Here is a 13,154-nt window from a genome sequence, read left to right on the forward strand (position 1 = left end):
TATCTTCATCTTCGATATGGCTAGCACCTTCTATGCAAGGAAACGGAGAACATTGATACTTATTATCTGTTAAAACACATTCTCTTTCTTCGTTAAATGGACATACTTTCCTACTTTTAACACAATTGTTTGCAGGTGGTATTGAAGAATTACAACTATCATTAAAACCATCATTGTTAGAATCTATCGCTAGATTATCTAAGCTTTTGGAATGGTAATTTCAATAAACAATATGTTGTCACAACATATACTAGAAATCCAAAAGAAAGTAGTATATTGTGAAACTCAAAAAATTAGCAGATAAAATCACTCATTTAACTCCTTAATTTTATCCATATTGATCTCACATTGCTTATAGTGATAAAAAAGCTCACTATAAGCTTTTAATATATCTTTTTCATCTTGCACTATAGGTTTATGCGCTCTATCAAATTCTAAAAGCTCATTTGGTATTTGCACTTTTTGACTTTGTATTTTGGTTAGTACTTGTGTTTTGCTCCCACAGCCTATCAAGCATAGCATTAAAAAGCTTAGTGGTATTAGTTTCATTGCTTTTGGATATATAGTTTTTAACATCATCAACCCTTGTTTTAATTTGATTTTTTTGAGTATTTGCATGAAAGAGTGCTTTTAGCTCTTGCTCGTGTCTTATTTTAAGCTCCTGAGTAATCCTCGTGAGTTCATTATTTACACCCAAAGCTAAATTTAAATCACTTTGACTTTTTTCTAATTTTGCATTTGTGCTATCTAGCTTAAGATATAAAAATACATTAAGCATAAGCATTAGAGCTAAAGCAATATAAAGCTTTGTATTTTTAAATAAAAATGACATATTATTTGTAGTTTAAAGTAGGTTTTTGTATAATACTTTCAAGGGTTAGCCGTAGGTCTGACCCCCTATGGCTTAATCTAACCCTAGAAAGTAGGTGATTAAATTTGAGCTATATAATCCACATAATCTTTATAATTATACTACTAAGTATGATTATAGTCAAGGCTTATTAACCTTGTCCCCTTTTTTAAGGGGATTATGTGGTAACCTACTCTAAGCTTACTCCTTTCTAAAATTCGTTTGTGATTTCTAATTTTATATTTGATAAATCTTGCTGATACAACAAGTCATATAATTTTTTACAAGCTTGTCTGCTTTGACCTATACTTTCATCACTCTTGGTTAAACCTAGTAAAAACAACCTTTTGTATTCTAATAATTATATATTTATCATCTTTTACTATCAAATATTATTTTATAAACAAACTTTCATTTCCAAAATATAAGTTTTGCAGCGTTTATAAACTAGACTTTATTTGTTTATAAAGCAATTGTTGTTAATATTTTAAAAAATTTAGAGAAAAATCATGAAAGAACTTAAAAAATACATTGCAAATTCCAAACTAACACGCCTTGAAGTTTTATATGAAAAATTAGTAAAGTCTGAAAATGGCATAACCATAAAAGAACTAGCCCAAGAACTCAATGTAAGCGCTAAAACCATAAAAAGAGACATGCAAGGGGTTTTTGAGCCTATGGGGCTTATTAAAAATGGAAGAAAATGGCGTATCGATACAAGCAAAGACGTTCAAGAGCAAGATGATGAAAAAATAATCCTTGAAGTGCTTGATACCATGGCAAAAAGTGCTGGAAATAGCTTTTATGCTAAGGCTCATCCCCTACTTTCTAAACTTTCTCAAAATATCTCTAACCCCATCCATACTAGCCTAGATGCAGAAAAGCTAGAAGAAAAAGATTTAAGCAATTTTCAAATTCTTGAACAAGCTATTAACACTAAAACACAAATTGTCTTTAAATATGAAAATAAACTTTTCCAAGTAAAACCTTTAAAACTAGCTTTTTTTAGTGGCTTTTGGTATTTGCTTGTTTTTGATATGAAAAAACGTGATATTTTCAAAAAATTTTATTTAAAAAATATCCAAAACATCACCCTAACCCAAGAACATTTTCAAACCGATGAGAGTTTAGAAGTAAAACTTCAAAGAGTAAATTCTATATGGTTTAGTCTTGATAAGCCTTTTACAGTAAGGCTTTTAGTAGAAGAACCGATACGAAAATATTTTGAAAGAAAACCTCTAAATTCGCAAATCATCACTGGTAAAGACAAAGATGGCTCCATAGAAATAGAGCTTGAGATAACTCATGAAATGGAAATTTTACCTTTGGTGTATTATTACATACCTTATGTAAAGGTTTTGGAGCCTGATTTCATAGCAAATAAAGTCAAAGAAGTAATTGGAGAATACCTTGATCAAATAAGTAAATGATTGCTTATTTGTTTGGTTTTAATTCATTGTTTATCTTTTTTAAAACATCTTTTATGGTATTTTTATCCAAGAATTCTCTTAAAATTTTAGAAAATTCTACCATCCAATTGCCATGATTATTTATTAGCCAATACACAAAAGCATATTTTTCTTTAAAGTTAAAAATCTTAAATTCATCATAGTAATAATGATCACCACTTCTGCGGATATTATCATTTCTTATATTTGAGTTTTGAAAGAATTCTTTATATTTTTCATCCTCTTCATTACAATTAATTTTAAAAGTCAATCCAAAATTATCATAATCACCTTTTCCAAAAAAAACACCCACACTAGGCCACACATCATTATCATCTTCATAAATTTTTGGATAAAAATCAAACCAATCGTAATTAACTCTTTTCTCATCAAGCTTATATCCAAACCATTTTTCATCACATATAGTTCGTTCTTTTTCAAATTCTTTTTCAAGCTCATTAAAAAAATCATTTACTAATTCTTCACAAATTTCACCCCATTTCTCTCTTACTATTTCTTTTGCTTTTTTATATTTATCATTATCCACATCTTTAAAATCACTTTTATTTTTAGTATATCTATACAAAGCCATAGTATTTTTTAAATTTTCTTTATTTTCTTTTAGAAAATTTAATACATAATCCCTAGCTACATATTCATCTGTTACATACCATTCTAAAATGTTTTTATACTGATTTAAAGTAAAAATCACATTTTGCATATCATTTTTAAATTTTTTATCAATTTCATTGTTTTTAACTTTATTCTCACACACACCTATACAAGCATTAATCCACTCTTTTATCCATTTATAATCCATTTTTAGATAAAAACTCATTTTTTTATCATAGCTATCATATATAAGATCATTATTTATTTTAAACCCATTTCTTGTGCCTAGGCTATATTTGCTAGGCTCGGTATCTTCATTTTTATGCAAATAAATAGTAAGTATATTTTCATGAAAATCATCTATGTTTTTACCTTTTTCTCTTATGTATTTTATGTAGTCTTTGAGTTGATTTGGCTGATCTTTTGCATAAAGTTTATTTTCTATGATGATATATCTTTTATCTTTTAAACTTATAAGTATATCGATCCTTCTATTATCTTTTACACAAGCTTCTGTTTCTACTCTTTCTATGTCATGAGCTGTAAGATTTTTAAATTTACCAGCCTTTGTATATCTTCCAAGCTTTTTTAAAAACTCATTTGCAAAAAACTCTTGATAATGATCACCATGTGGATCTATCAAATAAGCTATAAATTTAGAATGATAATTTTCTTTATACTCAACTCCCAAAGCTTCAAAAATATTTATATCACTCATGCCTTTTTTGGTATTTTCTTCAAATTTATCATTAACACTTAATAATTCTTCAATAAAATTTTTCATTCACAATGCCTTTAAAATAATTTTCACAATTATACTACAAAAATATAGACTACCATTGTCTGCTTTTTTTAGATATGATTTTTCAAATCATTTAAAAAGGATAAAAATGCTTCAAACCATGAAACACATCCTAACTCACACCGATGAGACTTTACTTGCAAAGAAATTTGGTTATAACAATGTAGAAAAATTTACCAAAACAAAAACTTTGTTTTTAGAATGCGAAAGCATACAAGAATGGCTTTTAAAAGGACACTATGATATGGTAAATTCCTCTTTAGAATTTATACAAAAATTTGATTTTATTTTAGATAAAGAAATTTTGAATTTAATTTTAGAACAAAGTATTTTACTAAAAGATAAACACACAAAATTACAAGAAGCAAAAGCCATCATAAAAACAAATTTTAAACGCAAAAACGAGCCTTTACATACTTTGATGTTTTTATCTCACTTACGCGTGCTTAAATTTCCTATTAGTAATGATATGCTCTATCTTGATAAAACACAAATCATGCAAAAGCTCAAAGAACTAGCTATAAAGCATTATGAAAATTTACAAGGCAAATTAAAACTTTGGGGAGATATCTTACAATATGACATTATTTATGATGATGAGTTGTTAGTTTTAAGCATGCAAAAGAGTGATGAATGATAGCCATTTCTACACTTTTATCATCAAAACATAAAAGAATTTATCAAAATCTTGTGCAAAATTTACTAAATTTAACATCGCTTTTAAAGAAATACCAAGTAATGATATATGGTTAAGAGATTTCATGCCTTTAGTGTATGAAAATACGGCGACAAGCTATATTTATGATCCTGATTATCTTAGAAATTATCCGCATTTAAAAACCACTATAAAACCTCTAAAAAATCACTTAAATTTAATCCTTGATGGAGGTAATTTCATAAGAAAACATGATGTTGCCTTTATGTGTGAGAAAATTTTTAGCCAAAATCCAACACTTAGCAAGGAAAGCATTATCCATACTTTTAAACAAAGCCTAAATTTAAAACACATAGTCTTTTTACCAAGACTAGCTTATGATAGATACACACATAGTGATGATATTAATAATTTTTCATAACTAGACAACTAAAGTCTAGTTATTTTGTTTATAATTGCATTATATTATATCTTAGTTTAAAGGTTTATAATGCAATCAAATACTTCTACTCTTACTCACATTGCGGATTTTGATTATTACTCACATAATGTAAAAGTCATCTCACTACACGCACAAATGCTCTCAAACAGCAAACAAATCAAAAAAGATTTTTACAGCGAATTTGAAGATACACTAGAAAAAGATAGTAAAATCCCTAGTTTTATCTACAAACAATACTCCAAATTTATCTATCCTAGCTTTTTAAAGAAAAATCTAAGTTATCTTAAAAAATACTTAAATTTTACTCAAGCAGAATGTGATGTGTTTGCATTTTTTTACTATGCAAACAAAGGTAGATTTGCTTTACACCAAGGTTATAGCACTGCTTTAGGCAAAAAAATCATAGAAAAAATTTTCAACCACACTTCAAAAGATGTCAATAAAGCCTTAAGTGATGATTCTATGCTTTTTAAACTAGATGCCTTGTGCTATTATGATAGTGATGCCTTTGGTATAGATGTAAATAATTTTGAAAGCATTTTCACTCAAGATATTAGCAAAACTACACTTATGGGTGAGTTTTCTTATTTTTTACCTAAAACTAGACTAAATTTGAATGATTTTGACTATATACAAGAAGAATTAAATACTATCATTACTTTTTTAAAAAAACGCCAAAAGGGGAATATTTTTATATATGGAAAAGCAGGTGTGGGCAAAAACAAGCTTAGCGCACTCATAGCTAAAGAGCTTGGAAAAGAAGCATTGTGCGTTAAAGATTGTGGAAATGATAAAAAATCAAGTAGAATTTCAAATTTTTACGCACTTAAAAAGATACTCAATCCAAAAAAGCAAATAATAGTCTTTGATGAGTGTGAAGATAGCCTTTGCTATGATTCTTTAAAAGAGAAATTAAAAATCAACAAAATCTTAGATGAAGAAAATGGCGTTTGTGTATTTTTATCAAATTCCAAAGACATGGATGAGGCGTATTTGAGGCGTTTTGATGTGATTTTAGAGCTTGAAAGTATGCCTAAAGAAAAGAAAATTCAAAATATAAAAAAGCTATTCAACAAGAAAAATATAAAAATAGATGAAGCCATTATAGAAAATATAGCTTCTCATCCTGAACTTTCTCAAGGGGTTATTTTAAAATGTGCAAATAATGCTAAGATCTTTAAAAGCAAAAGCCAAGAAGTATTTGTAAGATTGATCAATGAAAATTTAAAAGCAAGATCACTTCAGGGCATTTCAATGCCAAAAAAAGACAAAAAATACGATTTAAGCTTGATAGAATGTGATTTAAATTTACAAGAACTAATAAACAATATCGATAAAAATTCAAGTTTGAGAATTTTAAGCTATGGCATAGCAGGCAGTGGAAAAAGCGAGTTTGGCAAAGAACTAGCCAATGTTTTAAATAAAACTTTACATTCTTATAAACTTAGTGATATTTTAGATCCTTTTGTGGGCAATAATGAAAAAAATATCGCAAACATTTTCAAAAAAGCTTCTAATGATAATGCTATCTTACAGCTTGATGAAATCGATGCGTTAATTTATAGTAGAGATGAAGCAAATAAAAGCTGGGAAAAAAGCTTAGTCAATGAAATGCTTATGCAAATGGAAAATTTTGAAGGCATTTTCATAGTTTCAACAAATTACCTACAAAGCCTTGATAAAGCTAGTATAAGAAGATTTGATCTAAAGATAGAATTTCAAGCATTAAAGCAAGAAAAGCTTTTAAAGGCTTTTGAATTTTTTGCCAAAGAATTAAATTTAAGCTTTGATAAAAAGCAAATTACAAAAAGACTCTTAAGACTTCAAAACATTTGTTTGGGTGATTTTGCGCTAATTCTTAGACAAAATAAAATTTTTAAAATCAAAAACGCCGATGAGTTTTTAGAAAAATTAGAAAAAGAATCAAAACTCAAATCAGATGATGAAAAAATCAACATGGGATTTTTATAAAAAGGATAAAACTATGAACATAACACTTCAAGGAACAATACACAAAAGCTTTGTGTTTGGATTTAATGATATAAAAGCAAAAGAACACATTAAAGTATTATATGAAACAAACAATGATGAGTTTAATTTCCAAACACAAATTCAAAACACAGAAAATATACAACTACTAAGCCAAAGTTATCATTTAGAAAATGGATATTTTTTAGATGAAAATACTCAAAGCAAACTTTTGTCTTTTGAAAATTTTTTAAGTCAAAATTATGCGGATTTTAAACATTTTTGTGTTGTTGATTTTATAAAACATAATGCAAAAATACACTATAAATTAAAAAAAACAAACACAAAAAGCAAACTCTATCATCTTGCAAGTGCATATGCCTTTCCTAAAAATGGCTGGATAGATAAAAAAGTGCTAAATATCAACGACATCTCACCTTATCAAAACATACTTATAGAAGGGTTATTTTATATTAAAGAGCAAGAATTGCTAGAAATTATAAAACAAAATGAAAATTTGATAAGAAATAATTTTTATTTAAAAGATTATGATTTTTCAAAAGGTTTAAAAAAACTTTTAGATGTGAGTTTGGATATTTTATTTGCTAATATTAGCACGAAAAATTTTAAACCCTATAAACTAGAAATAAACTCTATCGCTCACGAGGATATAGAAAGAAAGATTTCTTTTACTAAGCTACTAAAATGATTGTTTTAGTAGCTCTTTGATCCTTTCTATAAATTGCGTTTCTTTTTGGATAATATACTCAAGAGTGATTTCTTTATCTTGACTATCTTCAAGAAAAATTCCATCAACTATAAATTTATACTCATCTGAAAGGATAGAATTTTCACTATGGCATTTTGCTTTTTCAAATTCTTGCATAGGATATAAAAGTCCACCTAAAAGCACCTTGCCTATCTTTTGATAATACCCCATATAAGTATGAATTTGAAACAAATCATTTCTGTCTAAATCTCCCATGCCATTTTGGCTTCTACCTTCCATTTTCATTCTTTTATATTTAGTATCAAAAACCATGTATGTATCATCTTTAGACAAAACAATATCAGGTATTATATAGCGTTTATAAAAGCTATTTTTATAAATTTCAAGCTTTGGAGAATCAACCATATATTCTTCAAAATTATTTCTTAAAAGCTTACTTATATAAATTTCAAAAAGCTCTGCTATATTAACGATAAAACCATAACTTTTTTGATCATTTTTATTTTTACTAGTAAAATTTTGACTTTCTATGATCATTTTTGCGTATTTTAAAAGCTCTTTGTAGTTTTGATAGTTTTGATTTCTCAAGGCTTTGCTAGAAAAGGCTTTATTTAAACTTTCTTTTATAAAACAATGCTCGCTTTTATTTTGCACTAAATAGGTTTTTATATGCTTTACATTTTTTAAAAAGCCTGAATTTTTCTTTTCTATGACTTCTAATGCTTTATATAATACATTAATAATATGCACATCTTCTATTTGCTCTCTTGTTTTTGTAGCAACCTTTGCTTTTAAAGGGATATTGTGTTTTATAAATTCAACCATATCGATATTTCCCTTAAAGCGCAAATCGTTGTATTTTTTACTTTGATAATTTTTAGGCAAACCTATCAAAAAACTTTTTTCAAGTTTTTGCACAAAGATATAAAAAAGTATAAACTCACTTATATTGCTTTCCTTTTTTACATCTTGATAAATACTCACATCATCAACAAATACATCATTAGCATAATTTAGCATTCTTTCTAAAAACTTCTTGCCAAACCTGGAATTTATCTCAATTTCCAAACCATTATAAGAAATTTTTCCTATATAATTTCCACTAGCAATTTGCCTTTTATTTTCATCAATCGTTCGCAATGAAATGATAGGATTTTTAGCATTTTTACTTAAAATTTTTTCATCATCATTAAAAAAAGAAAAGAAATTTCCATTTTTTATAAAATCTTCAAAATACAAATCAAAATCTTGTATTCTTGAAGATTTTTGCTCTATTTCTATAAAGCTATTATCATTTATTTTTATCATCGTTTTTTTCTATAACAAAAAGTTTTTTTAAATTATCCAAGTGTGTTTGTATTTCTTTTTCATTATATTCGCTTCTTAAATACTCTTTTAAAAGCGCTTCAAAGCGGTTGCTAAAAAGTTTTTTCATATCACTATCTTTAATCTCATCATTTTTAAATTCAATTTTGAGAAAATAAGAATGCCCAAGTTGATATTTTTCACCTATATCTTTACTAATTTTATCGTTTAATTTTTTACAAGCTTGTGCGTATTCTTCAATATTATTTGCATAAATTTCATCTCTTATTACATCATAATCACACTCCATTTCTTGCCATATAAAGCGTCTTCTAAGTGCTAAATCAAAACTATCTATGCTTTTATCTAAATCATTCATAGTTCCTAGTAAAAAAATATTTTCAGGCACATAAAAATCCTCATCATCTCTCATAGAGGCATATTGTGTTTTTATCTTACCTTTTTCTCCTCTATACTCAAGCGCATAAAGTAATTCTCCAAAAACCCTAGATAATTCCGCACGGTTAATCTCATCAGCTATGAAAAAATACCCATGATCACTTAGAGCTTCATTAAAATTTCCTTTTTCGAGTTTTTCCAAAAATCCTTTTTCTTCTTCTTTTGCTTTATCACAAAATTCTCTAAAAATTCCATTTTTAAGCTCAAGTTTTAATTGTCCATTTTCAATCCCCGCAGGTTTAATACCCTCTATAAAATCCTCATAAGAAAAACTTGGGTGAAATTGAGTAATGAGCATTTGATTTTCATTTTTAATGATGTTTTTTATATTATTTACTATAGTATAGGTTTTTCCAGTTCCAGGAATTCCATGAAAAATGATGTTTTTATGCGTTTTTAAAAGCTCTTTAAAGCCTTCTAAATCATTGCTTTTTATATCTGCTTTGCCACATAAATTTGCAAAATCATAAGCTGCTTCGTAAAGTTTATAATACGCACTTTGCTTTATATCTTTACTTTCATCATTTTTATCTAATTTTTCTTTTGTAATTAAAGCCAAATCAGACTTTTTTATCTTATCGATCAAATTTAAAAATTGATCTAAAATATAGTATTTTGGAAAATTATATGTTTTTTCTTTTATTTCAAGTTTATCCAAAACAAAGTTAAAGTATATTTCTTCATTTCTAGTTTTAGTTGTCTCTTTTTTTATATCTTCAAGCTTCTTTTTTGAATCTTCATTTAGCATTTCAAAGATATATTTAGCCATATTTATCATAGCATCATTTGCAAGTGGAAATTTATCATTACTTTCTAAGTTAAATTGTAAAAAATATGCTAGTTCTCTAGCAGTAGCACTCATACCTTCTACTTTACTAAGCGCTTCAAATAATTTTGTTAAAGTTTCACTCTTTGCTGCTTCTTTTATTTTCTTAAGATTTTCAATTAATTTACCTTTATCTTTTAATAAATTTGTGGCATTACCTTGCATTCTAGCACTATTTATACTTTTATCCCACCATTGTTTAAAAGTTTCATCATTAAAATTACCTTGATTGAAATCTATCTCGTCTATTTTTTTACCAAATGTTTCGCTAAATTTATTCACAATTTCGCTTTTTGTTCGTAAAAATTTTCCATTTTCATAAAATTTAATATGAATAGTATCTTTATCACCAAAATATTGTAAATATTCCTTAAAAGCTTTTTTTAATGTACCAAATGTATCACCATTTTCTTTATAAATGTTTTCGGTTAATTTTTCAAATTTTGTTTTAATATCTTCATTTTTTAAAATCTCTTCTTTTCTCTCCCTACCAAATTTAGTATGATAAATATAGCATTTATCTTTATCAAAAAAATAACCAAAATTTTTATCTTTAATTGCATCTAAACTAGTTTTTAAATCACTCATAGTTTTCCTTAGTTTTGATTTTTATAATTATAACTTAATTTTTGCATTGTTAATTATACCAAAATAAAAAATTTAAAATAGACAAACTCAGTCCACTAAAATAAATTACAATTGTAAAATAAAAAATATCAAGTCATGGAGGTGTTAAAAAATAAAAATCAAATTTAAAATAACAAATCAAAAACAAAGGAATAAAATGAAAAAACTATTTTTAATTTTAAGCGTGTTAATGTGTATATGCTTTACTTTTACTAATGCTGAAGTAAATTATACAACAGCACAACAAGATATAACAATAGAAAAAACCATAGATAACAATACAAGCACAAAAATAGCTCAAGAAGATTATACCAATACAATAATCATCACCATAGCTATCTTGATATATATCATCATAGCTGCAGTGCTTGTGTATTATGGGTTAAAAGGCAAGGTAGTCATATATAGAAATACAATAGATCTTAGCTTGTGTGTTGGATTATTTGCTGTATTGCCTTTAGCCTTTATAATCTTTATGACATTATTTCTAATGCGAATAGAAAGAGATACTGCGCTAATGATTATGGGTGTCATTGCTTTTATATGGGAATGCGTTGTATTATATATAGCATACACAACACTAAGAGATAATCGTAACAATCCATTACTAATGATTTTAATACTACCTTTAAAAATAACATTAGGATTATGGTATGGACTTAGTATTTTTGCAGTTTTGAGAAAAAGCAATCTTAAAACCGTAGCGCAAAGAAGAGAATAAAAACAAAATGCGTTAGCACGCTTTGCTTTTTCAAGCGGACTAATTTATGCTCTAATGTGAGATAAACCTTTGAAAAAAATAATACTCTAGCCTATTTTAATAAAATAGACTAAAATTCAAATAAAACAACGAAGAAAGGTAAATAATGTTTTTTTCAAAATCAAGATACACAAGAGGTACACAATGTGCTAAGTCTTTATGGTTGAAAACTTATAAAAATGAAATATTGAGTGTGCCAAATGAAAATGCTTTAGCTAAATTTAACACCGGTAACAAGGTAGGCGAGCTAGCTTGTGAGCTTTTTCCAAATGGAGTAAAGATAGAGTTTGAAGGCAGTTCTTTTGATGAAAAATACGAACAAACTAAGAAATTATTAAAAAATAACCAAGAGGTAATTTACGAAGCTACTTTTTGCTATGATGGCATTTTGATCATGATAGATATTTTACAAAATACTAAAGATGGTATGATCATTAATGAAGTAAAAAGCTCTACATCTTTAAAAGATGTTTATATAGATGATTGTGCTTTGCAGTATTTTGTTTTATCAAATTTAGGCTATAAAATCAAACAAGTTAACCTGATACATTTAAACAATGAATACTATAGAGGTGATTTTCTTGATATAAATCAACTTTTTGTAATCAATGATATCACAAAAGAAGTTTTATCAAATCAAAACCAAGTTAAAGAAAATTTAAAATACTTTGAAGAAATTTTAAGCAAAAATGAAGAGCCAAATATAGACATAGGAACACATTGTTTTGATCCTTATGAGTGCGATGGATACGAGTACTGCTGGATTGAACAAAGAAATTTATGTGAAAACGAAAATATTTTTAACATTTCATGGCTTAATGCAAATAAAAAATTTGAACTCTATCAAAAAAATATAATCAATTTCAAAGATATAAAAGATCCATCCATCTTTAATGAAAACCAACAAATTCAAATCAAAGCCTCACTTAATAAAGAAATCTACATAAACAAAGAAAATATCAAAAAATTCTTAGATACTCTAACCTATCCCATATATCATCTAGACTTTGAAACTTTTATGCAAGCTATACCTGAATATAAAGGTATAAGACCTTATATGCAAATTCCTTTTCAATACTCTTTGCATATAGACTATAAAGACAAGTTAGAACATAAAGAATTTTTAAGCGAATGTGGGATCGATCCAAGATATGAACTTGTAAGAAATTTGATCAATGATATACCAAAAGATGTTTGCGTACTTGCTTATAATGCAAGCTTTGAAAAAGGTGTGATAAGAAATTTAGCACTTATTTTTCCTGAATTTAGCGAGCATTTGTTAAATATAGAAAAAAATATCGAAGATCTTATGATACCTTTTAAAAATAAAGATTATTATCATTATAAAATGCAAGGGAGTTATTCTATAAAAAAAGTTTTACCAGCTCTAATCCCTGATATGGAGCAAGCTTATAAAAATTTAGGTTTAATCCAGAATGGAAGCGAAGCTATGAAAAGTTTTGAAACTATGCAAAATATGGATGAAAACAAAAGAAAAGCTTGCCGCCAAGCCTTGCTAGAATACTGCAAACTTGATACTTTAGCCATGGTAAAAATTTTAAAACATTTAGAAGAGCTTGTAAAATAATAACTATATTAAAAGCCACTGCTTAGAGTTTTTATATCAATCTCTAAGCAAAAATCATCAAACTAGACAGCAGTAGTCTATA

General features: G+C 26.9%; 11 protein-coding genes and 1 pseudogene. 7 read left to right on the plus strand and 5 right to left on the minus strand.

Annotation, left to right across the window (positions count from 1 at the left end):
* Window positions 1-306: 306 nt before the first annotated feature.
* Complete coding sequence (locus L8X33_RS01400; RefSeq protein ID WP_263669761.1) at window positions 307-459, minus strand: hypothetical protein; 153 nt, start codon at window positions 457-459, stop codon at window positions 307-309.
* Window positions 443-832 (minus strand): hypothetical protein, encoded by a 390-nt coding sequence (locus L8X33_RS01405; protein ID WP_263669762.1) that lies wholly within the window; start codon window positions 830-832, stop codon window positions 443-445. The genes L8X33_RS01400 and L8X33_RS01405 overlap by 17 nt, the downstream gene beginning before the upstream one ends.
* A gap of 527 nt (window positions 833-1,359) precedes the next feature.
* Here L8X33_RS01405 and L8X33_RS01410 point away from each other — a divergent pair.
* Window positions 1,360-2,280 carry a helix-turn-helix transcriptional regulator gene (locus L8X33_RS01410; protein WP_263669763.1) on the plus strand — a complete coding sequence of 307 codons (921 nt, stop codon included), beginning with the start codon at window positions 1,360-1,362 and terminating at the stop codon, window positions 2,278-2,280.
* Window positions 2,281-2,284: 4 nt separating this feature from the next.
* On the opposite strand, the gene L8X33_RS01415 is transcribed toward L8X33_RS01410, so the two are convergent.
* Entirely contained in the window at window positions 2,285-3,694 is a 1,410-nt protein-coding gene (locus L8X33_RS01415) for a PD-(D/E)XK nuclease family protein (protein WP_263669764.1), read from the minus strand.
* Between the two features lie 106 nt (window positions 3,695-3,800).
* On the opposite strand from L8X33_RS01415, the gene L8X33_RS01420 reads away from it, so the two are divergent.
* The 4 genes and pseudogenes from L8X33_RS01420 (at window position 3,801) to L8X33_RS01435 (ending at window position 7,486) form a co-directional block, all read left to right on the plus strand.
* Complete coding sequence (locus L8X33_RS01420; protein WP_263669765.1) at window positions 3,801-4,349, plus strand: hypothetical protein; 549 nt, start codon at window positions 3,801-3,803, stop codon at window positions 4,347-4,349.
* A gap of 73 nt (window positions 4,350-4,422) precedes the next feature.
* Window positions 4,423-4,788 (plus strand): annotated as a pseudogene (locus tag L8X33_RS01425) (agmatine deiminase family protein); the annotation flags it as partial.
* Between the two features lie 69 nt (window positions 4,789-4,857).
* Window positions 4,858-6,780 (plus strand): AAA family ATPase, encoded by a 1,923-nt coding sequence (locus tag L8X33_RS01430; RefSeq protein WP_263669766.1) that lies wholly within the window; start codon window positions 4,858-4,860, stop codon window positions 6,778-6,780.
* Between the two features lie 13 nt (window positions 6,781-6,793).
* The gene (locus L8X33_RS01435; RefSeq protein WP_263666215.1) at window positions 6,794-7,486 is read left to right on the plus strand and encodes a hypothetical protein; all 693 of its coding nucleotides are present in this window, start codon (window positions 6,794-6,796) and stop codon (window positions 7,484-7,486) included.
* Here L8X33_RS01435 and L8X33_RS01440 read toward each other — a convergent pair.
* Together L8X33_RS01440 and L8X33_RS01445 are read right to left on the minus strand one after the other, a co-directional pair.
* On the minus strand, window positions 7,478-8,815 hold the full coding sequence (locus L8X33_RS01440; protein ID WP_263666214.1) for an McrC family protein: 1,338 nt from the start codon (window positions 8,813-8,815) through the stop codon (window positions 7,478-7,480). The two genes, L8X33_RS01435 and L8X33_RS01440, sit on opposite strands and share 9 nt — an antisense overlap.
* Window positions 8,799-10,685: an McrB family protein gene (locus tag L8X33_RS01445; RefSeq protein ID WP_263669767.1), complete on the minus strand. Its 1,887-nt coding sequence runs from the start codon at window positions 10,683-10,685 to the stop codon at window positions 8,799-8,801. The genes L8X33_RS01440 and L8X33_RS01445 overlap by 17 nt, the downstream gene beginning before the upstream one ends.
* Window positions 10,686-10,881: 196 nt before the next feature.
* On the opposite strand from L8X33_RS01445, the gene L8X33_RS01450 reads away from it, so the two are divergent.
* Complete coding sequence (locus L8X33_RS01450; protein ID WP_012661590.1) at window positions 10,882-11,445, plus strand: hypothetical protein; 564 nt, start codon at window positions 10,882-10,884, stop codon at window positions 11,443-11,445.
* A gap of 145 nt (window positions 11,446-11,590) precedes the next feature.
* Complete coding sequence (locus tag L8X33_RS01455) at window positions 11,591-13,072, plus strand: DUF2779 domain-containing protein (protein ID WP_263669768.1); 1,482 nt, start codon at window positions 11,591-11,593, stop codon at window positions 13,070-13,072.
* The last annotated feature ends 82 nt before the right edge of the window (window positions 13,073-13,154 follow it).

It is taken from the genome of Campylobacter sp. CNRCH_2014_2849, from assembly GCF_025772845.1.
Classification (GTDB): domain Bacteria; phylum Campylobacterota; class Campylobacteria; order Campylobacterales; family Campylobacteraceae; genus Campylobacter_D; species Campylobacter_D lari_D.

Excerpts from the sequence above, each read along its gene's own strand:
- L8X33_RS01405 (WP_263669762.1), bottom strand. The coding sequence starts at position 832 with ATGTCATTTTTATTTAAAAATACAAAGCTTTATATTGCTTTAGCTCTA.
- L8X33_RS01410 (WP_263669763.1), top strand. The coding sequence starts at position 1,360 with ATGAAAGAACTTAAAAAATACATTGCAAATTCCAAACTAACACGCCTT.
- L8X33_RS01415 (WP_263669764.1), bottom strand. The coding sequence starts at position 3,694 with ATGAAAAATTTTATTGAAGAATTATTAAGTGTTAATGATAAATTTGAA.
- L8X33_RS01420 (WP_263669765.1), top strand. The coding sequence starts at position 3,801 with ATGCTTCAAACCATGAAACACATCCTAACTCACACCGATGAGACTTTA.
- L8X33_RS01430 (WP_263669766.1), top strand. The coding sequence starts at position 4,858 with ATGCAATCAAATACTTCTACTCTTACTCACATTGCGGATTTTGATTAT.
- L8X33_RS01435 (WP_263666215.1), top strand. The coding sequence starts at position 6,794 with ATGAACATAACACTTCAAGGAACAATACACAAAAGCTTTGTGTTTGGA.
- L8X33_RS01440 (WP_263666214.1), bottom strand. The coding sequence starts at position 8,815 with ATGATAAAAATAAATGATAATAGCTTTATAGAAATAGAGCAAAAATCT.
- L8X33_RS01445 (WP_263669767.1), bottom strand. The coding sequence starts at position 10,685 with ATGAGTGATTTAAAAACTAGTTTAGATGCAATTAAAGATAAAAATTTT.
- L8X33_RS01450 (WP_012661590.1), top strand. The coding sequence starts at position 10,882 with ATGAAAAAACTATTTTTAATTTTAAGCGTGTTAATGTGTATATGCTTT.
- L8X33_RS01455 (WP_263669768.1), top strand. The coding sequence starts at position 11,591 with ATGTTTTTTTCAAAATCAAGATACACAAGAGGTACACAATGTGCTAAG.